This window comes from Bacillus sp. RB3 (genome assembly GCF_030164735.1).
Classification (GTDB): Bacteria; Bacillota; Bacilli; order Bacillales; family Bacillaceae_G; genus Bacillus_A; species Bacillus_A cereus.
Window position 1 is genome coordinate 406,171 of sequence record NZ_JASNGE010000001.1, and the last position, 23,474, is coordinate 429,644.

Here is a 23,474-nt window from a genome sequence, read left to right on the forward strand (position 1 = left end):
TTTTAAGTAATTAAAATGGGATCGATTACTTATCAACTAAATATAGTGATATACGGTTTTAATTATGATAAAATGTTTCTTATGTGTGTCGTTTTGTTTTATTTGACTGAAAATAAAGAAAAATAAATTTGCGTGAAAAGGAGTCATTTATTTGAAGAAATTTTTAAAAATCGTATTTACATGTGTTTTAGTAGTAGCGGGCATTGTAGGAGGATTTCTAGCTTATATGACACTTACTAAAGAACAGCCTGCTGATGTTATAAGCTTGAAGGTAGAGAATAATAAGGAGCGCGTATTAGCGACTGGAAATGAGTTTAAAGTTACAACATTTAATATTGGATATGCTGGGTTAGATAAGGATCAAGATTTCTTTATGGATGGTGGAAAGGGATCTGGTTCAAGTAGTAAAGAGCAAACGGAAACTAATTTAAAGAATATGCTTTCGTTTTTACAAAATGAGAATAGTGATTTTGCACTATTACAAGAAGTTGATATAAAGTCACTTCGTTCATTTGATGTAAATGAACATGAATTTTTGAAAAAAGGATTACCTGATTATGTTTCGTCATTTGGCAAGAACTACGATACGAAATGGGTTCCAGTGCCAATAACAAATCCAATGGGATATGCGGAGGCTGGATTAAGTACGTTTTCTAAATACACTGTTCAAGAAGCGAAGAGGTTCCAGCTGCCTGGAATGGAGCCTTGGCCAAAGCGTTTGTTTGATTTAGATCGAGCAATTGTGGAATATAAAATTCCTGTTAATAATGGAAAACATGTTAGACTCGTAAATTTACATTTGTCTGCTTATGATGAAGGCGGGAAAATTAGAAAACAGCAAGTAGAGTATTTAAAAGAATATATGAACAAGCATTATGAAAATGGTGATTACGTAATAATGGGTGGAGATTGGAATCAATTGGTTTCGAACGCTCAATTAAGTGATCCGAAGTTCGTGAAAGAGCGTCCTGAGTGGTTAGTAGAGTTACCGAAGGACTTTACAGACGGTGGCTTTAAATGGGCTGTAGATCCGTCTGTTATGACTGTAAGAGATGATGTAAAGAAATATGTAGAAGGTGAAAATTTCGTCACTATTATTGATGGCTTTATCGTTTCACCGAATGTAGAGATTGTAAATGTACAAGGGAAAGATTTAAAGTTTGAAAATAGCGATCATAACCCAGTAAGTGCGGTATTTAAACTGAAGTAATTGATATGTATAAGTAGAAGGTGGGGCTTCATATGGAGTGGTTAAAGAGGACTTGTTTTTCTAACCTTGAGAAAGAATCACAGAAAAATCATTTATTACTGTTTATAACGATTTGTAGTTTCTTCCTTGGGATAATCGCAATTGGGTATTATGGATATATTTTTACAGAGAGAGCCATAGCATTTTGGATTTCTGGTATTTCTGTCGTTGCATTTGGAACGCTTTTTACTTTTATAAAAAGTATGGAATCAGCGTATAAATATATCATGACATTTATGTTGCTTACAATGTCTTACATTATGGTACAAGCTTTTAATGAAAGCCCGGCTGTATTTCAAATGGTCTATTTTACATTAGCTGTTTCACTTATTTATTTAAGCGAGCGCCTCATTTTAATTATTGGCGGGGTAGCTGTTGTGATCACATTTATCCTTTGTAGCTATTGGCCGGAGCAATTTTTTGCTTATACAGCCTCATCTGAAGCTGCTAATTTCGCAAGTTTGTTAGCGATTGTAACAATCGCTATGTGGGGCGTCACAAAAATCGGTTCTAATCTGCTCCTTCGTTTAAGTGATGAGAAGCAAGAAGTAATGAGAAAAGCTCAGGAGTTAGAAGAGACGCAAAGACTTATTGAAGAAACAGTTGTGAAACTAGATAGTAATTTCAATCATTTAAGACAAAATATGAACACGTCGATGGAATCGATGAGTGAAATTAATTTTGCCTTTGAAGAGGTGGCAGTTGGTACGCAATCACAATCAGAGATGATGTATCGTTCGGTAGAAGTATTGAATGATATGGAGGGAAATATTGAAAAAATCATCTCTCAAGTAAGAACTGCATCGGCTCATGTGGATGAAAGCTTAGAAATTTCAAAAGGTAGTGTACATACTCTAAGAAATTTTGAAACTAACATGAGAAGTTTAAATGATGTTGTTTCACAGTCTGGAATTATATTTAGAGATTTAATGATGCAATCGAAACAAATTAATGAAATTGTAGATGTAATAACGAATATTTCAAGTCAGACGAGTTTGCTAGCTTTAAATGCAAATATTGAAGCTGCGAGGGCAGGCGAGCATGGAAAAGGTTTTGCTATTGTAGCGAGTGAAGTGTTAAAGCTCGCTGAAGAATCAAATCGTTCTGCGGGAAGAATTCAAGGGATTTTGAAGGAGTTTAGTAATCAAGCAAGTAAGGTAGAAGTGCAAGTAGAGAAGTCAGAAAGAGTACAAGAAGAATGTAACGAGATGTTAGCAAGCGTTTTAACAAATGTAACTGATTTAGGGAAGTTTATTGATGCGATTAATGAAGTAATGCGAGAGGTTGTTGTTCAACAAGAAAGTTTCCAAGTTAAAACGACGAATATCGTAAAGGATGTTACGCATGCTTCTAACGTAATTCAGCAAACTTCTACAGCTACAGAAGAAGTGCTAGCGAGTGTGGAAGAAGAAAAACATCGAAATGATACGTCAGTGAAGACGTTACAAACTGTTAGCGAGCAAGTGAAGTTGTTAGAAGATATTTTAGAAAAGTAATATTGCTTAGAAAGAGCACGAGTGATGTGCTCTTTTTTCATTGAAACGAATACTTGATAGGAATTTAATTGCTTTTCTGCGCGTTTTCTGCCAAGCTTAAGGAGATAAAGTGAGACTAGTACATACTGATTATTAGCCCTCACCAATCAAGCTATCCGCAAATAGCGGAATAAAATACTTCAAAGAAAGAATTATATAGGTGACGCATATGATCGAAGTTAAGACTTCTGAACTTAGTGATGGAGAATTTAATAGAGGTGTATTTGCAACTCGTGATATTAAAAAGGGTGAGTTGATACACGCAGCGCCAGTTATCTCTTATCCGAATGAACAGCATGAACATATTGAGAAAACGTTACTTGCTGATTACGCATTTGAGTATGGAATCAATCATACGGCAATCCTTTTAGGATATGGTATGTTATTTAATCATTCATATACACCGAATGCAACGTATGACATCGTTTTTGAGAATCATACATTTAACTTCTATGCTTATAAAGATATAAAAGCAGGAGAAGAAATTTTAATCAATTATAATGGTGAAGTTGATAACGATGAGCTGTTATGGTTTGATAAAGAAAAAGAAGAGAACGAAAAGTAATATAAAGAGTATAGAAAGAGCACATTCTGTGGGATGTGCTCTTTTTTATTGATGTAAATAAAGTAAAAAGTACAAAAAAATACCACTTTCTTTTTGTGTGGTATAGTAAGATACTGAGGGATAGTGTTTTGAAAAAGTCATATATTTTACAAATTGTTGTCTTTCTGATGACATGTCAAGTTTAGTAGTCCATTTGGGTTGCTTTATTATGCAATATATATTTTAATATGAGTGGCACCTCTTATAAATTAAGAGGTTTATAGGTGTCTCGAATTGATTTTGGGTACACTGTATCCACCACTTTAGGTTCTTTCATGTACGTGGGGATATTATGGGCCCGTATAACGGGATAAAATGAATATAGAAATAGAGGAATCGTAAAATGAATATGCAAGAGGTTTATAAATATTTAAGTACGGTATTGCCTGAAGGACATGTTAAACAAGATGAAATGTTAAAGAATCATACGCATATTAAGGTTGGCGGAAAAGCAGATGTTTTCGTTGCGCCTACAAATTATGATGAAATTCAAGAAGTTATCAAATATGCGAACGAATATAATATTCCAGTTACGTTTTTAGGAAATGGATCAAATGTCATTATTAAAGATGGTGGAATTCGCGGAATTACAGTAAGTTTAATTCACATTACAGGTGTTACTGTAACAGGAACGACGATTGTAGCACAGTGCGGTGCGGCAATTATTGATGTATCACGTATTGCACTAGAACATAACTTAACGGGTCTTGAGTTTGCTTGTGGTATTCCAGGTTCAGTTGGCGGAGCATTATATATGAATGCAGGTGCATACGGCGGTGAAATTTCGTTTGTATTAACAGAAGCTGTCGTAATGACAGGTGATGGAGAGCTACGTACTTTGACGAAAGAAGCATTTGAATTTGGATATCGTAAGAGTGTATTTGCGAACAACCATTACATTATTCTTGAAGCGAGATTTGAACTTGAAGAAGGTGTACATGAAGAAATTAAAGCCAAAATGGATGATTTAACGTTTAAACGTGAGTCAAAACAGCCTCTAGAATATCCTTCATGTGGTAGCGTATTTAAGCGCCCACCAAATAACTTTGCTGGTAAGTTAATTCAAGACTCAGGACTACAAGGTAAGCGAATTGGTGGAGTAGAAGTTTCTTTAAAACACGCTGGATTTATGGTGAATGTTGATAACGGAACAGCACAAGATTACATCGATTTAATTCACTTCGTACAAAAGACAGTTGAAGAGAAATTTGGCGTGAAGTTGGAGCGAGAAGTAAGGATTATTGGAGAAGATAAAGAATAACGAAATACGTATGAAGATATAAATTATTTTAAAATAACATTTGGGTATTGTTGACAATTTGTTTTCAATTCAATATAATGGCTAATAATTTAACAAATAACATACGTTGAAAGAGCCCAGTAGCAGTTTGTCACTGTTAACGAGAGAGCTAGGGGTTGCTGGAACCTAGCACAAACAAACTTGCGAATTACACTCTGGAGTATCTTAGGTAATGCTAAGCGGACTAGCAATCGATATTATTGCTAAGAGTGGTATGAGTAGCTATGCTATTTATGCAAACTGGGTGGTAACACGGTGAATAATCGTCCCTATGTCTATCGTAGACATAGGGGCTTTTTTGTTTTTAAAAAATAAAGGGGATGACAAAAGATGAATATTATTGATGAATTAGAATGGCGCGGCGCCGTTAATCAGCAGACTGACGAAGAAGGCTTACGTAAGCTAGTAGAAGAGAAAAAGATTTCACTATACTGCGGAGTTGATCCAACTGGTGATAGTATGCATATCGGACATTTGATTCCGTTTATGATGATGAAGAGATTCCAATTAGCTGGCCATCATCCTGTTATTTTAATTGGCGGGGCAACAGGAACAATTGGTGATCCGAGTGGACGACAATCAGAGCGTCAACTTCAAACGTTAGAAGTGGTTCAGCATAATGTAGATGCGTTAACAGCACAAATGAAAAAGCTATTTGATTTTGGTGGAAATAGCGAAGTGAAGATGGTAAATAACTATGATTGGACACATAAAATAAATATTATTGAGTTTTTACGTGATTACGGGAAAAACTTTAGCATCAATAGCATGTTAGCGAAGGATATTGTAGCAAGCCGTTTAGATACAGGTATTTCTTTCACAGAATTCACGTACCAAATTTTGCAAGCGATGGACTTCCATCATTTATACACGAAAGAGAATGTTCAACTTCAAATTGGTGGCAGTGACCAATGGGGAAATATTACGAGTGGTTTAGATTTAATTCGTAAGTTAGAAGGTCATGAGGCGAAAGTATTCGGATTAACGATTCCGTTATTATTAAAATCGGACGGTACGAAGTTTGGTAAATCAGCAGGTGGTGCGGTTTGGCTTGATCCTGAAAAAACGACACCGTTTGAATTTTACCAGTTCTGGGTAAATACAGATGACCGTGATGTAATTAAATACTTGAAATACTTTACGTTCTTAACGAAAGAGCGTATTGATGAATTAGCAACGAAGGTAGAAACAGAGCCTCATAAACGTGAAGCGCAAAAAGTGTTAGCGGAAGAAATGACGAAATTTGTTCATGGAGAAGAGGCGTTCCTGCAAGCTGAGAAAATTACAGCAGCGTTATTTAGCGGAGATATTAAATCGTTAACAGCTGATGAAATTGAACAAGGCTTTAAAGAAATGCCAACATTCCAGTCTTCAAAAGAGACGAAAAACATCGTAGAGTGGCTAGTCGATTTAGGGATTGAACCATCTAGACGACAAGCACGCGAGGACATTAATAATGGTGCGATTTCTATGAATGGTGAGAAAGTAACAGATGTGGGTACAGATGTTACTGTAGAAAATTCATTTGATGGAAGATTTATTATTATTCGTAAAGGGAAGAAGAACTACAGTCTTGTGAAATTAGGATAATAAGTAAGGCTGGAAAATATATCGGCGATTTTTCGAATATATCGACCGTAACTCAAATTATATCGGCGATTTTCGAAATATATCAGCGCAAATCCGAATATATCAGCGATTTTCCCAATATATCGATTTACCGACAATAAGAGCTGTTCCGAACGGGACAGCTTTCATTATAAAAAGTCAGTATATTTAGATAAATTTAAAGGGTATATAATTTTTTTGACGAATAAATAAGTTAGAGAAAATTACGGATAAAAAATAGCCCGAACCATGCAGGGCATGATTCGGGCTTATATTCAGATTAGTAAGCTAAGCTGAATAGACCTTTAATGTGTGATAAGTAACGAACGTTACTTGCTTCTTTCATTAATGATGCTGGTAAGCCTTTAAGTGGAGTATTGCTTGCTCCAATTGTAGCAACCGCATCTTTACGTCCTAGACTAGCAAGTGTTCCAGAGTTTACAGGTGCGAACTCTTCCAATGCTTTGCCTTCTAGTGCTGCGTATAAGTTGTATCCAATTAACTCACCCATTTGCCAAGCGATTTGTGCAGTTGGTGGGTATGGACGTCCGTCTGGAGCGAAGACAACAGCGCTGTCTCCAGCAACGAATACGTCTTTGTGAGAAGTAGATTGTAGGTATGCATCAACTGTTGCACGTCCACGGTTAACTTCAAGACCTGATTCACCGATTAATGGGTTACCTTGTACGCCGCCTGTCCAAACGAATGTGTTAGCAACAAGTTTTTGACCGTCTTTTAAGTCGATTTCATTGCCAGCAACGTTTGTTACAGGAAGACCAGTTAAGAATGTAACACCGCGTGCTTCTAGGCTAGTAGTTGCACGTTCGATTAAGTGGTCTGGTAATACTGGAAGGATTTTTGGACCTGCTTCAACAAGAAGAAGTTTCACTTCTTTTGGATTTACGCCGTGGCTTTTTGCAAGTTTAGGCATAATGTCAGCAAGCTCACCAACTAGCTCAACGCCAGTTAATCCGCCACCACCGATTACGATTGTAGCATCAGCTTCGTTTTTCGTTTTCGCGTATTCACGAATACGGTCTTCAACGTGTTTGTAGATTTTGTTTGCATCAGCAGCAGATTTTAATACCATGCTGTTTTCTTCTAGTCCTGGAATACCGAAGTAAGCAGTTTTACTTCCTAAAGCAACTACAAGTGCATCGTAAGATAAAGTAGTGCCACCAGCTAGTTTGATTTCTTTGCTATCAACTGAGAATGACTCAACTGTTGCGATTTTAAGATCGATGTCTTTCCCTTTGAAAAGCTTTGTAAGTGGCATTGCAACTGCTTGCTCAGACACGTTACCAGCTGCAAGGCGGTGTAGTTCAGTGATGATTTGGTGTGTTGGGTATTGGTTAATCACTGTAACTTGTGCTTCTGATTTGCTGTAATATTTACGTACGTTTAAAGCGGCAAGAAGACCGCCATAACCAGCGCCTAAGATGACAATTTGTTTTGACATAGTATGATATCCCCCGTCTTTACTAATTGTTGTTATAAGTTAAATTATTTATTGTTGCGTTCTGCACTAATTTGAAGATATGCGTTCACAAAGCGGAACATTTTTTGTGCTTGTGGATCTTTTAGTAATTTTAACAGACCGAATAGGCCGATAACTTCGTTGCTTTCTTCAGCACGATCTTTCGCTTCGATTGCAGTTGCAGCCATGCTTTTCACTGTATCTTTTACAGGTTCTACAAGCTCTGTAATTGCACCAACAGTATCGCTTTTTAATACTTCATCAGTAGCAACAGTTTGAGCGAAGTCATAAGACTTAGTTAAAATGTTAACAAGCTCAGTTAATTTTGGAAGCTGTTCTACTAGTGTTGTTAATGATTCTTGTACCTCAGGTTTTAACAACTGATCAAGTACATCAAGTTGTCCTTGGCTAGCAGAAATTTGTACAGTTTCTTGTTCTGGCTTTGTTTGAGTCATAGTTTCTGGCATCTCCAATTCTCCTTTACGATAGCAATACTCTTATTTTTTATAAGTAAGATAGTAAACGTTTACGAAACTTTATACAAAGTTTCACAAAACACAATAAAATGCCTTTAAATTTATGACAGCAAGTAAGCTGCAAACATAAATCTAAAACCATAACGTCTTACTTATTATTTATGAACTGTCCGATACATGGCTTGTCCGCATAATGGAAAAGCTCCGTTACCGGAAAGTGTATATAATATATATCCTATATTATATACTATATACACCTATGTTAACATAAAAATGATTCCTAATTATTTGATATTGAGTGTATAACGTAGTGCTGACAAGGTATGAAAGCGTATAAAATATTTTGTTCCAGTTAGAAATGTATATACATATAAAGAAAAAAAGGAAAAAATGAACAAATTCATGTTCGTTTTTTCCTTTTTCCTATTATTCACCTTCTACAATTAGCATCGATGTGTTACCGCTTTTTTCAAGATGGCATTCGCCCCAAGTACAAAGAGAATCAAGAATGGACTCTAAAGACCAACCGTATTCTGTAAGTGAATATTCTACTTTTGGTGGTACTTGATTGTATACCTTTCTTTGAATAACCCCATCGTCTTCTAATTCACGTAATTGCTGAGTTAACATTTTTTGTGTAATCCCAGGCATTAAACGTTTTAGTTCACTCGTTCTTTTTGTGCCTTTCGTTAGATGACAAAGGATAACAACCTTCCATTTTCCACCGATAACCTCTAAAGTCGCTTCAACGGGAATATTATATTTCTTCATATAAAAATCTCCTTTGATGAATGTAGATTTAAGTTCTCCAACAAAAGAAGCTAAATAATTAAATGTTACTAAAAAGTGCCTATAGCACTTTAAAGTACGTACTTTTTATCATGTTGAATATGTTCCATAATAGCATACGTAAGAGGGAAATGAGTAGTACGGTACTAAAAAGTGCCTATGTTACTTTTAGGTACCTATCGTACTTTTAAGTGCGTTCTTCAAAAAAAGAGTAAAGCCATTCATAATAGCATATATCAACAGTAAAGTTATTTTTGTAGAAGATAAAAAGGCCTTTTTATCATACTATTATGATTGGATTTCTCGCATTAAGGAGGAGTTCAATTGAATTCATATACAGTATCTTCTTCGGTTATGCAGACGAATCGGAGAAGTATGTTTGCTTTATTAGCACTAGCAATTAGTGCGTTTGGAATTGGTACAACTGAATTTATTAGTGTCGGTTTATTACCATCTATCTCAGAGGATTTACATGTTTCTGTTACAACAGCGGGGTTAACTGTTTCTTTATATGCATTAGGAGTAGCGTTTGGTGCTCCAGTATTAACGTCATTAACAGCTAGTATGTCGCGAAAGACGTTATTAATGTGGATTATGATTATTTTCATTATTGGTAATGGAATTGCGGCGGTAGCAACAAGTTTTACTGTGTTACTTATTGCGAGGGTTGTATCTGCATTTGCGCATGGTGTTTTTATGTCAATTGGATCTACAATTGCGGCTGCGCTTGTACCTGAGAATAAACGTGCAAGTGCAATAGCATTTATGTTTACTGGTTTAACTGTTGCGACTATTACAGGTGTACCAATTGGAACATTTATCGGTCAACAATTTGGCTGGAGGGCCTCGTTTATTGTTATTGTGGCCATTGGAATCGTTGCTTTAATCGCCAATAGTATGCTAATTCCTTCTAATTTAAAAAAAGGTACGTCTGTATCATTTCGCGATCAATTTAAGCTGATTACGAATGGAAGACTGTTACTTGTATTTATTATTACTGCATTAGGATACGGGGGAACGTTCGTAACATTTACGTATTTATCTCCGTTATTACAAGAAGTAACAGGATTTAAAGCAAGTACCGTTACAATTATTTTGTTAGTATACGGAATTGCAATTGCGATTGGGAATATGGTCGGGGGAAAATTATCAAATCATAATCCGATTCGAGCGTTATTTTACATGTTCTTTATTCAAGCGATTATATTATTTGTTTTAACATTTACAGCGCCATTTAAAGTCGCTGGATTCATCACAATTATTTTCATGGGACTATTCGCATTTATGAATGTTCCAGGGCTACAAGTGTATGTTGTTATATTAGCTGAGAGGTTTGTACCTAGCGCTGTTGATGTAGCATCGGCGATTAACATTGCAGCATTTAACGCAGGAATTGCTCTTGGTGCTTACTTGGGCGGTATTGTAACGAACTCGTTAGGATTAATTCATACGGCTTGGGTAGGTGGAATTATGGTAGTAGGTGCTGTTGTTTTAACTGCGTGGAGTATGACATTAGAAAAAAGAGATCAAGTAAAATAAAAGGAGAGAAAATAAAATGAAAAACTTACAAAGTAAAACAGTATTAAATAATGGTGTAGAAATGCCTTGGTTCGGTTTAGGTGTATTTAAAGTAGAGGATGGACCAGAACTTGTAGAAGCAGTGAAATCGGCGATTAAAGCGGGATACCGCAGCATTGATACAGCTGCAATTTACGGAAATGAAAAAGCTGTAGGTGAAGGAATTCGCGCAGGTATAAAAGAAGCATGCATTTCTCGTGAAGATTTATTCATTACTTCAAAAGTGTGGAATTCGGATCAAGGATATGAAACGACACTTGCTGCATATGAAGAAAGCTTAAAAAAATTAGAGCTGGATTATTTAGATTTATACCTTGTTCATTGGCCTGTAGAAGGGAAATACAAAGATACGTGGAGAGCGTTAGAAACACTTTATAACGAAAAACGCGTACGTGCAATTGGGGTAAGTAATTTCCAAATTCATCACTTACAAGATGTAATGAAAGATGCAGAAATTAAACCAATGATTAACCAAGTAGAATACCACCCTCGTTTAACACAAAAAGAATTACAAGCTTTCTGTAAAGAACAAGGTATTCAAATGGAAGCATGGTCACCACTTATGCAAGGTCAATTATTAGATAACGAAAAATTACAAGAAATTGCTGAGAAACACGGTAAAACAACAGCGCAAGTTATTTTACGTTGGGATCTTCAAAATGGAGTAATCACTATTCCAAAATCAACGAAAGAACACCGCATTATTGCAAATGCCGATATATTTAATTTCGAATTAACGAAAGAAGATATGGAAAAAATCGATGCGTTAAATCAAAATCACCGTGTTGGTCCGGATCCTGATAACTTCGATTTCTAAGATTAAAGTAAGAAAGAAGAGTGCGTAAAAGCACTCTTTTTTTGTGCATAAAAATAGTTTCTAAATAAATACTACTTAGTATTAAGTTTGTGATAAGGGGCTGTAAACATGAATATAAAGCAATCGTTCAAGATTTTAGCTATGTTTTTAAGTGTTTTATTTGTGTTATTCCCGCTTCAAAAAGCATTTGCAGAAGTTATGGACCATACAAAGTATGAAATGAATTGGAGTTATAGTAAGTCAAAGAAGAAACCAATTCGAACAGAGCTTATTAAAACGGCAGATGGCAAAATTGCTTTTTGCTTAAATGTAGATTTGAAATCTCCAAGCGGTCAAGATTTACCGGAAATGGGGAAAGTGGATATTAACGTATACCGTGTACTATTGAATGGATATCCACAAAAGAGTCCACAAGAATTAGGTGTTTCTGATTGGAGAGAAGCACATTACGCAACGCAGCTTGCAGTGTGGAATGCGTTAAAACAAATCGATATTAATGATTTAGATTTCCGCAATAAAAATGTAGAGAAAGTAACGAAAGACATTGTTGCAAAAGCAAGCGCTAGTGAAGAGTTACAAGAAATTACGATGAGTGTAACTCCTACAGAAGAACAAGAAGCAGTATTAAAAAATGATTTCTTTGAAACAGGTTTATATACAGTAGAAACAAATGCAAAAAGCGGAACGTATAAAGTACAAGCAACAGGTGCACCAGCGGGCGTGAAATTTGCAAATGAAAAAGGCGAAACAAAAACAGAATTTAATGTAGGAGAAAAGTTCCGCATTTTAATTCCGAAACAAACACCAGCTGGTGGATTTAGCTTTAAAGTATCAGGAAATTTAACGAAATTACAAGGGATTGCGTATAAAGGTACATCGACTATTCAAAATGCAGTAGTATTACTTGAGCGTAGTGAAGAAAAAACAAGTCCAGAGTTAGCGGTAAGTTGGAAAAAGGCTGAGGCTCCAAATAAACCAAATAAGCCATATACTCCAAATGAACCGCATAAACCGAATCAAAAGAGATAATGAAAAAGCATTGGCGTATGCCAATGCTTTTTCATATGAATTCTTTAAAGGTATATCAAGATAATAATTAATCGAGTGAAACACTATTTTAATGTTTTAAAAAGTATTTAAAAATAATAAAATGTGAAAAAATCTAAACGTTACAATAAATAGATTTTATTCACGAAATTGTAACATTATTCTAATTAGAGAGGTTATCAAACAAAGTGTAAAGCGTGTAAAATTCATTTGGAAAAACTACCTATAGATGGTCATATATGAAGAAAATGTAAGTTTTTATTGTTATTTTTATTTTTAGATGTATAGATGACAATACTGAAAAATATCTTTTACTATTCTCTTTTTTATGTAGCAAGAGAACTCATCACAAATAGAGAGAAGTGAGGAGGGCATATTACATATAAATTTTACAATGTAAGAAAGCGAATGCATGGAGAGAAATGCGGTAGTAATATATACAGGTGCGCGAGGTGTTAGTCCATTCATTAAATGTTTTTATAGAAATAATAGGATTACTTATTAGATGAATATATAGGGTAGTTTATTTAAATAAAGGAACAGGGGACACAGATTATGTCGAAGAAAAAGACGAGTAGGGTATTAGTAGCTGGAATATGTATATCTACATTATTATCGCCAGTAGCTTTCGAAGCATCGAAAGGATATGCAGCACCTTTGGAAGAAAATAAAGGTGGGAAATTAGAAGAGGTAAAAGAGAATAAGTTTGAGCAGAGAGTATTTCAGTTGCCGGGGAAAGGTAGCGTAGAAGAAGAAAATAATCGTTTAAGAGTTACTTGGAAACTTTCCGCTAATGAACCGACTGGAATTTATGCAGAGCCAAATGAAGAGATTACAATTGACATAAAAGGAACGCAGTCTATCCAAGCTTTTATTGGAACGAGATCTGATGATGAAAAGGACCCAGAGGAGTTTGATTTAAAACCAGGGAAAAATGTTATTTCATCTTCAAGAGGCGGTATTTTATATTTTTATAATATGAATAACGAAGGAGAAGTAACAGCTTCCGTTACAAATGGTGGTAGTCACTTTCCTTTATTTATTTTAGGTAAGCATACAAAAAAAGATTGGGATGAAATGTTAAAAAAATATAAGGATCCTTATGCAGTTGAATTAAAAGGTGAGAGAAGCTTAATTACTACTACTTACGATTCTGTGCAGAAATATATGAAGAATACGGATCCAACAGATTTAATGAAATTGCATGATAAGATTATCCGTTTAGAAAACGCGGTGGCAGGGTTATCTGAGGACAGTGTTGGGTTTGCAAAATCTCCAACTCATTATGTTCAGTTTGTTGAAAAACGGAAGCCTGCTAAAGGGGACTTTATGTTTGCAAAACATTATCATACAGGATATATTCCAACTGCAATGAATAGAGTTTTAGATATAGAGGTACTTGAGAAGGATGGATGGGGACCGTGGCATGAAGTTGGTCATTTACATCAGCAAGAACCGTGGAAGTGGTCTAAAGTAAGGGAAGTAACAGTAAATATTTACTCATTAGCTGTTCAAAAGGCGTTAGGGAATCAATTAGAAATGGATGAGCACTATAAAAACTCATTTGAGTATTTAGAGAAGCCTAAAGCAGAAAGATTCATTGATGACATTAATCCTCTTACAATGTTTTGGCAATTAAATGTAGTGTATGGAGAACATTTTTATCCTAGGTTACATCAAGCTTATCGTTTGTTACCTCAGAGTGAAATGCCTCATTCTGATGAAGAGAAAAAGCAGCTATTTATTTATATGACATCGCAAGTGGCAGGGCAAAATTTAATTCCTTTCTTTGAGGAATGGGGATTAACACCAAATGATGATATTAGAGAGAAAATAGAAAAATCAAAGTTACCTAAATTAGAAAAGGAAATCTGGAAAGCTACAGATAGTAATGATATTCGTGAGAAGCAAGTTGAACCGTATAAGGTTCCATATGGTGAACCTGCTAATGAAGTACAAAATCTTTTAGTTGGTACAGATTCTGACGAGAATGAAGCAAGTAAACTTGTTCGAAATTTAGGTGAGAATGTAAAAGTAACAGGAAAGATTGTATGGCCTAAATTAGAGAATGGTAAACAGGAAGTGTTAGTAGAAATTGGGGATGAGAAAGGAAATAAAAATTCAATTCCTGTCCAAGTTAACGGATTTTATGATGACAGTATAGTTTTTCAAGGACTTTCAGATGATGTAATGTCGACAGTGACACTTCACCACAATAAGAAGAAATTAAATGTAAACTTTACTAATAATGAAATACATTACCGTTTTGAAAAAGAAGAATATATGGGCTTAACGCTATATGATCGAAATGGAATTGAAAAGAAACGTGTATCAGCAGAAGGACAAGAAACGGGAAAAAGATTTGCGATGGAACTAAATGAATTGGATTTTGAATATGGTGATGTAGTAAAAGTATTCCATGCAGAACCGGATCGTCTGAAGTGGTACCAAAATAATACACTTGTAGATCAAGGGAAGGCTAAAAATAAAAAAGAGAAATTATTCCAAATCACTGAGCAAGGGTTCGAATTAAAAGAGAGTTTACAAGAAGTGACGGCGAAACCGCAAAAAGTAGTAGTTGGAATGGATGTAGACAAACTAGATCCGAAAGAATTTGTACAAGTAAAAGATGGAGAAGTGGTTGGTTTTGCAGAAAAACCAAATACATCAAAAATCGGAGAACAAAAAGTAAAAGTAGAAACGAAAGATCGATTTGGAAATAAGAAAGTGACAGAAGTTCCTCTAACAGTAACATATGGAGATAGCCTACTTGTATATGGGCTAAGCTATAGAGATGGTGACTTGAAATCAATTGTAACTTTGCATCATGATACGAAAAAACTGAGTGCGACAGATACAAAGAACCTAATTCATGATTACTTTAAAGATGAAAAGTATTTTGAATTCACATTGTACGATAAAGAAGGAAGAGTGAAGAAAAATATAGCAGTAAAAGGTTTAGAGAATACGCAAGAATTTGCTAAGGAAGTAAATGGAATTGCATTTGAGTATGGAGATGTAGTGAAAGTATATCATGCGGAATCTTCTCGTTTACATTGGTATCAAAAAGATGTATATGTGGGCGAAGGAAAAAGTAAAGAGATAAAGGAATTAGTCTTCAAAATAACTGAAAATGGATTTGAAAGATTAGACGGTGAGCAAACAGTAAAAGCAAATCCGCAGCAAGTAGTAATCGGAACAAATAGCGAAACGCTAGACGCGAAGAACTTTGTTGAAGTACAGGGTGGAGAAGTAGTAGGTTTTGTAGGGAAAATAGATACGACAAAAATTGGTCAGCAAACAGTGAAAGTAGAAACGAAAGATCGATTTGGAAATAAGAAAGTGACGGAAGTTCCTGTAGAAGTGACATATGGGGATAGTCTAGTCTATCAAGGTGTGTCCGATGTTACACGTTCAATTATTACGTTAAACCAAGCTGAAAAGAAATTACATGCAACATTTACAAATGATGAGATTCATTATCGCTTTGTAAATGAACAGTATATAGGCCTTACGATTTATGATCAAAATGGAACTGAGAAAAAGCATGTAACCGCAGAAGGACAAGAAACTTCGCAGAATTTTGCAGAACAAGTAAATGGTATGGCGTTCGAGTATGGTGACGTATTGAAAGTGTATCATGCCGAGTCAGATCGTTTAAGTTGGTATAAAAATAGTGAGTTAGTTGGAAAGGGAGATAAGAAAAAGTTTAAAGAAATATCCTTTAAGATTACTCCAAATGGATTAGAGCAAGTGCAATAATAAAAAAGCTCGTAAAACATTATGTTTTACGAGCTTTTTTATTATTCAGCTTCAGAAACTACTGTGAAGCGTTCGTTTACATGTTTTGGGTTTTCAATTTCATCAAGTGCTGCAACTGCGAAGTCTTCGTAACTTACGTAGCTATCACCTTTTGAGTTAACAAGAAGATTGTCTTTGCCAGCTTTGTAAGAACCAGTGCGTTTTCCTAATGCGAATAGTGCAGAAGGGCTGATAAATGTCCAAGTGATATCATTTGTTTGTTGTAAGATTTCTAAGTTTTTACCTTGGTTTTGAGCTGTTGCAAGATATTCTTTCGGGAAACCTGGTGTCTCAAATACACGTGTTGTTTTCTCTTCGTCTACAAACAAGCTTCCAGCGCCACCAACTACAAGTAATTTTGTGTTAGGTGCACCTTTCATCGCTTCAATTAGTACGTTTCCTGCATCTACGTGAAGGTGTTCTTGTCCTGCTGGAGCACCGAATGCATTTACAACTACATCGAATGCTTGCAAGTCGTTAGATGTAAGAGAAAATACGTCTTTTTCTAAAACTTTTACGTTTTCTTCTGTAATTTTTGCAGCGTTTCTTACGATTGCAGTTACTTCATGTCCGCGATCTAATGCTTCTTTTAAAATGCGACTTCCTGCTTTACCAGTTGCTCCGATAATTCCTATTTTCATAATAAATCCCTCCAAAGTGTTTTGTTAAAGTGTATATCTGAAAGTGAATGAATGTATTGTAATTAGGTTTGTTACAACCTGTTGTAATCATTATAGTTACAGGTTGATGTTTTTGTCAATGGGGTTGTTTGTGAATTTATTTTTTGTTTTAGTATGCACAGTTAGAGGGAGGGCAGTCATAAAGGTATTATTACTGCGAGCTTGTCTAATATTTGGAAATTGCAAATTGTCGAAAAATGTTGATTTTTGAATGTTTTTTAAATATAATTCGATTTATGGAGAAAAGGAGGGGTTAATTGTATGAATATTTTAGAGCAATTCGTTTCATCAACGAATACGATTCTTTGGTCATATATTCTTATCGCAATGTTAATTGGTTTAGGTCTTTATTTTTCTATTAAATTGAAATTCGTACAAATTACTCATTTAGGGGAAATGATTCGTTTAATGAGTGATGGGTTAACTGGAAAGACACGTAAAAAAGGCAGTGTATCATCATTCCAAGCATTTTGTATGAGTTCTGCAGCTCGTATTGGTATCGGTAACTTAGCTGGTGTAGCGTTAGCTATTTCTATGGGAGGACCTGGAGCAGTATTTTGGATGTGGGTTATTGCGATTATCGGGGCTTCTTCAAGTTTCGTCGAAAGTACGCTTGCACAAATTTATAAAATAAAAGATGGCAGTGGATTCCGTGGTGGTCCTGCTTATTATATGGAAAAAGGTTTAAATAAACGTTGGATGGGGATTTGGTTCTCTATTCTGATTACAATTAGTTACGGTTTAATTTTCAACTCAGTACAAGCAAATACAGTTACATTAGCGTTTAAAAATGCATTTGGTATTGAGCGTTACGTTGTTGGGATTGTATTAGCAGTATTAGTTGCGGTTATTATTTTTGGTGGTGTAAAAAGTATCGCGCGTATGTCGGAAATGATTGTTCCACCAATGGCAATTCTTTATATTGCGGTAGCGATTTTTGTTGTTATTAAAAACTTCTATTTACTACCAGATGTGTTTACAGAAATCTTTAAAGGTGCATTCGGTTTAGATTCAGCTGTAGGCGGTGGTATCGGTGCTGCGATGAAATATGGTATTCAGCGCGGATTATTTGCGAATGAAGCAGGTATGGGTAGTGCACCAAACGCGGCAGCGACGGCTGATGTAACGCATCCAGCTAAACAAGGTTTTATTCAAACAATTGGTGTTTTAGTAGATACATTCTTAGTATGTACATCAACAGCATTTATCGTACTATGTTCTGGTGCATATAAAGCAACGAACTTAGAAGGTATTGAATTAACACAAAATGCATTAAGCTCACAAATTGGCCCATGGGCGAGCAGTTTCTTAGCGATTATTATTTTCTTATTCGCTTTCAGTTCACTTCTAGGAAACTACTACTATGGTGAAACAAATATTGAATTTATTAAGCAAAGCAAAACGTGGTTAACAATTTACCGTATTGCGGTAGTTGGAATGGTATTATTCGGTTCTGTTGCGACGCTTCAAGTTGTATGGAATATGGCAGACTTATTTATGGGTCTAATGGTAATAACGAACTTAATTGCGATTACACTTCTTGGCCGATTTGCGTACGCGGCATTAACAGACTATGTAAGGCAAAAGAAACAAGGGAAAGATCCAGTCTTCAGTGCAGATTCTATTCCTGGTTTAACGAATACAGAGTGCTGGGATAAGCCAGTGGTAACAGATAAAGAAAAAGCAGTGTAATTGAAAAGGCGGGCATCGAGGTAAATTTGATGCTCGCCTTTTTTGTTGTAGTAAATGATGAAAAGGGTGAGGGGTAATTATTAATATAACTTTTTTGTTTGTTCCTCTCGTTATTTGTGGGGAACGTACTGTTTTAAAAGTATGGCTGGGCGAAGAGGATAAGAGATTGAGTATTGGATAAATGCATGTAATAGCTATATTTTTATGAAAAAAATACGTATGTTAATATAGTTAACGTATTCATGTCATGAAACCTAACATAAAGTTCTTGATTACTAAAAGTTTTTAGAATATAATTTTCTTATTGTTAGGAAGAGGGGGCAATGCAAATATGGATTTTTTAGCTAGGGTAATTGGGGATGTAAATAATATCCTTTGGTCATATGTCATTATTGCGATGTTAATTGGGTTAGGGCTCTATTTTTCATTTCGTGTGAAATTTGTCCAAGTTCGTTACTTCGGTGAAATGATTCGATTACTTGGGGATGGAGCAAGCTCGAAAACGAGAAAAGCGCAAAAAGAGAAGAGCGGCGTATCATCATTCCAAGCATTTTGTATGAGTACAGCTTCTCGTGTAGGTACTGGTAACTTAGCTGGTGTAGCTATCGCAATCTCAGCGGGTGGTCCAGGAGCAGTATTTTGGATGTGGTTAATCGCGGTAATTGGGGGTGCTTCTGCATTTGTAGAGAGCACATTAGCGCAAATTTATAAAGTGAAAGATGGGAATGCATTCCGTGGGGGCCCAGCGTATTATATGGAAAAGGGTTTAAATAAACGCTGGTTAGGTGTTGTGTTCTCTGTTCTAATAACAGTAAGTTTCGGATTGATTTTTAATGCTGTACAGTCTAATACTGTAGCGGCTGCCTTTGATGGGGCATTCAAAACAGATAGTAGATTAGTAGGTCTTGTTATGGCTGGTTTACTTGCAGTTATTATTTTCGGTGGAGTAAAACGAATTGCTCGCGCGGTTGAAATGATTGTTCCAGTAATGGCAATTATTTATGTAGCAGTGGCATTATTCGTTGTTGTAACAAATATTACGGCAATTCCATATGTATTTAAAGAAATTTTCTTACATGCTTTCGGAATTAAAGAAGTAGTAGGCGGAGGATTAGGAGCTGCGATTTTATTAGGGGTAAAACGTGGATTATTCTCAAATGAAGCAGGTATGGGTAGTGCGCCGAACGCAGCAGCGACTGCAAACGTAACGCATCCAGTTAAACAAGGTTTTATTCAAACTTTAGGGGTATTTACAGATACATTATTAATTTGTAGTTGTACAGCATTTATTATTCTTTTATCAGATGTGCATAATGCAGCTGATTTAAATGGAATTCAATTAACGCAGCAGGCGTTAAGTCAACATATCGGTCCATGGGCTTCTATATTTGTAGCAGTTGCAATCTTCTTGTTTGCATTCAGTTCATTAGTAGGTAACTACTACTATGGTGAAACAAATATTGAATTCTTAAATGGAAGTAAAGTGCTATTAACAGCGTACCGCATTGCTGTACTTGGTATGGTCATGCTAGGATCTGTAGCGACAATTCAAATCGTTTGGGATGTAGCAGATTTATTCATGGGTATTATGGCTGTTATTAACTTAGTGGCGATTGTATTCCTCTCTAAGTATGCTTTTGCGGCATTATCAGATTACGTAAAGCAAAAGAAACAAGGGAAAGATCCGGTATTCTATGCGGATTCTATTCCAGGTTTGAAAAATACAGAGTGCTGGGATAAGTCAGCAGTAGCTGATAAAGAAAAAGCAGTATAATGAGGTGAGCATCAAGTGAAACTTGATGCTCATTTTTTGTTTTATCCAGTTGTTTATAGATGGTAAAAGACGAACATTTATGAGCATTTCATAATTAAATGTAATTTTTTAAAGAAAAGTGCGGATATGAGTTGTGATTTATGTTAGAATGGAAAATGCCTTTGAAACAAGAGTTTTTATGACATTTCCTATCCAATCGAAGGTTACGGAGGAGAAATGGAAAGTTCGGATTATTTCTTGTTTTGAATGGTCAGACGTTCAACGTTAATGAAGAGTTAAATGGAGGATTTTATTAATGAAGTTTGTTATGTTCCTTGTAGGATTACTCGTTGTATTTGTACTCGGTTTTCTTATAAGTGCCGATCGAAAGAAGATTAAGTATAAACCAATCGCAATTATGCTTATTATTCAGCTAGCATTATCTTATTTCTTATTAAATACGCAAGTTGGTTATATTTTAGTAAAAGGAATTTCAGATGGATTTGGCGCACTTCTTGGATATGCGGAAGCTGGAATCGTTTTCGTATTTGGTGGTCTTGTTAATAAAGGAGAGGTTTCATTCTTCTTAACAGCGCTATTACCAATCGTATTCTTTGCGGTTTTAATCGGAATTCTGCAACACTTTAAAATTTTACCGATATTTATTCGTGCTATTGGTACGTTGTTAAGTAAAGTAAATGGTCTAGGAAAACTAGAATCATATAATGCAGTAGCAGCTGCCATTGTTGGACAAGCAGAAGTATTTATTACAGTAAAAGATCAATTAAGTAAAATCCCAAAACATCGTTTATATACATTATGTGCATCTTCTATGTCGACAGTGTCGATGTCAATCGTTGGTTCTTATATGAAAATGATCGAACCGAAATATGTAGTAACAGCACTTGTATTAAATTTATTTAGTGGTTTCATTATCATTCATATTATTAACCCGTACGATATTACAGAAGAAGAAGATACACTGAAATTAGAAAATAAGAAAAAACAATCATTCTTTGAAATGCTAAGCGAGTATATTATGCTTGGTTTCACGATTGCGATTACAGTAGCAGCTATGTTACTTGGTTTCGTAGCATTAATTACAGCAATTAATAGCTTGTTTGATTCAATGTTCGGTATTACATTCCAAGCTATTTTAGGATATATTTTCTCACCATTAGCATTCGTAATGGGTATCCCGCAAGCTGAGATGGTAACAGCGGGACAAATTATGGCAACAAAATTAGTATCAAACGAGTTTGTTGCGATGCTTGATCTTGGAAAAGTAGCTGGTGATTTATCGGCTCGTACAGTTGGTATCCTTTCTGTATTCCTTGTATCATTTGCGAACTTCTCATCTATCGGAATTATCGCAGGTGCAACGAAAGGTATCGATGAAAATCAATCAAATGTTGTATCATCATTTGGTCTACGCCTTGTGTACGGTGCGACATTAGTAAGTATTCTATCAGCGATTATCGTTGGTGTTATGTTATAAAAAAAGATGGCTCTAGCTCATAGCTAGGGCTATTTTTATGGTAAATTTGCATGAAAAAACCAATTAATTAGGAATATATTAACATATAAAAATCTTTTAAAATTTATATTGCATTTCGTCTAGATAACGCTTACAATTTGATTTGTAGGTGGTATCAATTTCAGACTTTCAATTATGGTAGGAGAGAAGAAGCTACCTTTTATAAATTGCAATTTATGTAAACGCTTACTGATTTTAGATGACAGTTGAATAGTTTTAAGGGTTTTAAATTTTTTAACAACAATGGTCAGACGTCATTCGTTATACGTTATACGACCAATAACTCGTGGGAGAAGTGGAGGATTCACATATGAAGTTCGTAATGTTTCTAGTCGGTTTACTTGTAGTGTTTGTACTAGGTTTCCTTATCAGTTCAGATCGTAAGAAAATTAAATATAAACCAATTGCACTTATGCTTGTCATTCAATTGGTACTTGCTTATTTCTTACTAAATACAAAGGTCGGATTCGTATTAGTAAAAGGGATTGCAGATGGATTTGGCGCCATTTTAAAATTTGCGGAAGCTGGGGTTAATTTCGTATTTGGTGGTCTAGCAAACGATGGACAAGCACCATTCTTCTTAACAGTATTATTACCGATTATTTTCTTAGCAGTATTAATCGGGATTCTGCAACATATTAAAGTTTTACCGATTATCATTCGTGCAGTCGGTTTCCTATTAAGTAAAGTTAACGGTTTAGGAAAACTAGAATCATATAATGCGGTAGCAGCTGCAATCGTTGGTCAAGGGGAAGTATTCATTACGGTAAAAGATCAACTAAGCAAATTACCGAAAAATCGCTTATACACACTTTGTGCATCTTCAATGTCTACAGTATCGATGTCAATCGTCGGTTCTTATATGAAAATGATTGATCCAAAATATGTAGTAACAGCACTTGTATTAAACTTATTCAGTGGATTCATTATCGTTCATATCATTAATCCATATGAAGTAAAAGAAGAAGACGATATTTTAGAATTACAAGAAGACAAGAAACAAACATTCTTTGAAATGTTAGGCGAATATATTATGCTTGGTTTCTCTATCGCTGTAACAGTAGCGGCGATGTTAATCGGTTTCGTAGCATTAATTACAGCAATTAACGGTGTATTCGATTCAATTTTCGGAATCACATTCCAAAGCATTTTAGGATACATCTTCTCACCATTAGCATTTGTAATGGGTATTCCAACATCAGAGATGCTACAAGCGGGACAAATTATGGCAACAAAATTAGTAACGAACGAATTCGTTGCAATGCTTGACCTTGGAAAAGTAGCTGGTGATTTATCAGCTCGTACAGTAGGTATTTTATCTATCTTCCTTGTATCATTTGCGAACTTCTCATCTATCGGAATTATCGCAGGTGCAACGAAGAGTATCGATGGCAAACAAGCAAACGTTGTATCATCATTCGGTTTAAAACTTGTATACGGTGCAACATTAGTAAGTATATTATCAGCGATTATCGTTGGGGTTATGCTTTAATAAATTAAGAAAAGCAATGAGCGTAGGCTCATTGCTTTT

Annotated in this window: 17 protein-coding genes and 1 other annotated feature; of the genes, 13 read left to right on the forward strand and 4 right to left on the reverse strand. The window is 35.4% G+C overall.

The window, feature by feature from the left end:
• Positions 1-151 precede the first annotated feature (151 nt).
• The 5 genes from QO049_RS01955 (at position 152) to tyrS (ending at position 6,278) form a co-directional block, all read left to right on the forward strand.
• A complete protein-coding gene (locus QO049_RS01955) occupies positions 152-1,210 on the forward strand; it encodes an endonuclease/exonuclease/phosphatase family protein (protein ID WP_000714051.1) in 1,059 nt (352 codons plus the stop codon).
• A 32-nt stretch (positions 1,211-1,242) separates the two neighbouring features.
• On the forward strand, positions 1,243-2,745 hold the full coding sequence (locus tag QO049_RS01960; RefSeq protein WP_246961565.1) for a DUF4077 domain-containing protein: 1,503 nt from the start codon (positions 1,243-1,245) through the stop codon (positions 2,743-2,745).
• A 208-nt stretch (positions 2,746-2,953) separates the two neighbouring features.
• Positions 2,954-3,349, forward strand: a complete 396-nt coding sequence (locus QO049_RS01965; protein WP_000573649.1) for an SET domain-containing protein — start codon at positions 2,954-2,956, stop codon at positions 3,347-3,349.
• Positions 3,350-3,731: 382 nt separating this feature from the next.
• On the forward strand, positions 3,732-4,649 hold the full coding sequence (murB, locus tag QO049_RS01970; protein WP_001057107.1) for a UDP-N-acetylmuramate dehydrogenase: 918 nt from the start codon (positions 3,732-3,734) through the stop codon (positions 4,647-4,649).
• A 97-nt stretch (positions 4,650-4,746) separates the two neighbouring features.
• Positions 4,747-4,962, forward strand: a binding site (T-box leader).
• Between the two features lie 56 nt (positions 4,963-5,018).
• On the forward strand, positions 5,019-6,278 hold the full coding sequence (gene tyrS, locus QO049_RS01975; RefSeq protein WP_246961562.1) for a tyrosine--tRNA ligase: 1,260 nt from the start codon (positions 5,019-5,021) through the stop codon (positions 6,276-6,278).
• 298 nt (positions 6,279-6,576) lie between these two features.
• Here the strand turns inward: tyrS and QO049_RS01980 are convergent, their stop codons facing one another.
• The 3 genes from QO049_RS01980 to QO049_RS01990 all read right to left on the reverse strand — a co-directional run bounded on the left by QO049_RS01980 (position 6,577) and on the right by QO049_RS01990 (position 9,020).
• Entirely contained in the window at positions 6,577-7,755 is a 1,179-nt protein-coding gene (locus QO049_RS01980) for an NAD(P)/FAD-dependent oxidoreductase (protein WP_000043203.1), read from the reverse strand.
• 44 nt (positions 7,756-7,799) lie between these two features.
• Positions 7,800-8,240 (reverse strand): DUF1641 domain-containing protein, encoded by a 441-nt coding sequence (locus QO049_RS01985; protein WP_001115311.1) that lies wholly within the window; start codon positions 8,238-8,240, stop codon positions 7,800-7,802.
• Between the two features lie 435 nt (positions 8,241-8,675).
• Positions 8,676-9,020 carry a winged helix-turn-helix transcriptional regulator gene (locus tag QO049_RS01990; RefSeq protein WP_000760475.1) on the reverse strand — a complete coding sequence of 115 codons (345 nt, stop codon included), beginning with the start codon at positions 9,018-9,020 and terminating at the stop codon, positions 8,676-8,678.
• Between the two features lie 372 nt (positions 9,021-9,392).
• Here QO049_RS01990 and QO049_RS01995 point away from each other — a divergent pair, with 372 nt between their 5' ends.
• From QO049_RS01995 to QO049_RS02010, 4 genes are all read left to right on the forward strand, one after another.
• Positions 9,393-10,577, forward strand: coding sequence for an MFS transporter (locus QO049_RS01995; RefSeq protein ID WP_176544969.1), 1,185 nt, complete (start codon positions 9,393-9,395; stop codon positions 10,575-10,577).
• Positions 10,578-10,593: 16 nt separating this feature from the next.
• On the forward strand, positions 10,594-11,433 hold the full coding sequence (locus QO049_RS02000) for an aldo/keto reductase (RefSeq protein WP_246961560.1): 840 nt from the start codon (positions 10,594-10,596) through the stop codon (positions 11,431-11,433).
• 108 nt (positions 11,434-11,541) lie between these two features.
• Positions 11,542-12,462: a thioester domain-containing protein gene (locus QO049_RS02005; protein WP_246961558.1), complete on the forward strand. Its 921-nt coding sequence runs from the start codon at positions 11,542-11,544 to the stop codon at positions 12,460-12,462.
• Between the two features lie 573 nt (positions 12,463-13,035).
• Entirely contained in the window at positions 13,036-16,242 is a 3,207-nt protein-coding gene (locus QO049_RS02010) for a putative mucin/carbohydrate-binding domain-containing protein (protein ID WP_246961556.1), read from the forward strand.
• Positions 16,243-16,283: 41 nt separating this feature from the next.
• Here QO049_RS02010 and QO049_RS02015 read toward each other — a convergent pair whose 3' ends face one another.
• Entirely contained in the window at positions 16,284-16,922 is a 639-nt protein-coding gene (locus QO049_RS02015; protein WP_130067991.1) for an NAD(P)-dependent oxidoreductase, read from the reverse strand.
• Positions 16,923-17,222: 300 nt separating this feature from the next.
• Between QO049_RS02015 and QO049_RS02020 the strand changes: the two genes are divergently transcribed.
• The 4 genes from QO049_RS02020 to QO049_RS02035 all read left to right on the forward strand — a co-directional run bounded on the left by QO049_RS02020 (position 17,223) and on the right by QO049_RS02035 (position 23,435).
• On the forward strand, positions 17,223-18,653 hold the full coding sequence (locus QO049_RS02020; RefSeq protein WP_001022939.1) for an alanine/glycine:cation symporter family protein: 1,431 nt from the start codon (positions 17,223-17,225) through the stop codon (positions 18,651-18,653).
• Positions 18,654-18,984: 331 nt separating this feature from the next.
• Positions 18,985-20,427: an alanine/glycine:cation symporter family protein gene (locus tag QO049_RS02025; RefSeq protein WP_000346415.1), complete on the forward strand. Its 1,443-nt coding sequence runs from the start codon at positions 18,985-18,987 to the stop codon at positions 20,425-20,427.
• Between the two features lie 295 nt (positions 20,428-20,722).
• Entirely contained in the window at positions 20,723-21,904 is a 1,182-nt protein-coding gene (locus tag QO049_RS02030) for a NupC/NupG family nucleoside CNT transporter (protein WP_000673839.1), read from the forward strand.
• A 349-nt stretch (positions 21,905-22,253) separates the two neighbouring features.
• Positions 22,254-23,435: a NupC/NupG family nucleoside CNT transporter gene (locus QO049_RS02035; RefSeq protein ID WP_000673874.1), complete on the forward strand. Its 1,182-nt coding sequence runs from the start codon at positions 22,254-22,256 to the stop codon at positions 23,433-23,435.
• Positions 23,436-23,474: the final 39 nt, after the last annotated feature.

Bases quoted from the DNA above. Each gene is read 5' to 3' on its own strand.
- QO049_RS02020 (WP_001022939.1), top strand. From the start codon at position 17,223: ATGAATATTTTAGAGCAATTCGTTTCATCAACGAATACGATTCTTTGG.
- QO049_RS02000 (WP_246961560.1), top strand. From the start codon at position 10,594: ATGAAAAACTTACAAAGTAAAACAGTATTAAATAATGGTGTAGAAATG.
- QO049_RS02015 (WP_130067991.1), bottom strand. From the start codon at position 16,922: ATGAAAATAGGAATTATCGGAGCAACTGGTAAAGCAGGAAGTCGCATT.
- QO049_RS01995 (WP_176544969.1), top strand. From the start codon at position 9,393: ATGCAGACGAATCGGAGAAGTATGTTTGCTTTATTAGCACTAGCAATT.
- QO049_RS02030 (WP_000673839.1), top strand. From the start codon at position 20,723: ATGAAGTTTGTTATGTTCCTTGTAGGATTACTCGTTGTATTTGTACTC.
- QO049_RS01990 (WP_000760475.1), bottom strand. From the start codon at position 9,020: ATGAAGAAATATAATATTCCCGTTGAAGCGACTTTAGAGGTTATCGGT.
- QO049_RS01985 (WP_001115311.1), bottom strand. From the start codon at position 8,240: ATGCCAGAAACTATGACTCAAACAAAGCCAGAACAAGAAACTGTACAA.
- tyrS (WP_246961562.1), top strand. From the start codon at position 5,019: ATGAATATTATTGATGAATTAGAATGGCGCGGCGCCGTTAATCAGCAG.
- QO049_RS01965 (WP_000573649.1), top strand. From the start codon at position 2,954: ATGATCGAAGTTAAGACTTCTGAACTTAGTGATGGAGAATTTAATAGA.
- QO049_RS02035 (WP_000673874.1), top strand. From the start codon at position 22,254: ATGAAGTTCGTAATGTTTCTAGTCGGTTTACTTGTAGTGTTTGTACTA.
- QO049_RS01980 (WP_000043203.1), bottom strand. From the start codon at position 7,755: ATGTCAAAACAAATTGTCATCTTAGGCGCTGGTTATGGCGGTCTTCTT.
- QO049_RS02005 (WP_246961558.1), top strand. From the start codon at position 11,542: ATGAATATAAAGCAATCGTTCAAGATTTTAGCTATGTTTTTAAGTGTT.
- QO049_RS02010 (WP_246961556.1), top strand. From the start codon at position 13,036: ATGTCGAAGAAAAAGACGAGTAGGGTATTAGTAGCTGGAATATGTATA.
- murB (WP_001057107.1), top strand. From the start codon at position 3,732: ATGAATATGCAAGAGGTTTATAAATATTTAAGTACGGTATTGCCTGAA.
- QO049_RS02025 (WP_000346415.1), top strand. From the start codon at position 18,985: ATGGATTTTTTAGCTAGGGTAATTGGGGATGTAAATAATATCCTTTGG.
- QO049_RS01960 (WP_246961565.1), top strand. From the start codon at position 1,243: ATGGAGTGGTTAAAGAGGACTTGTTTTTCTAACCTTGAGAAAGAATCA.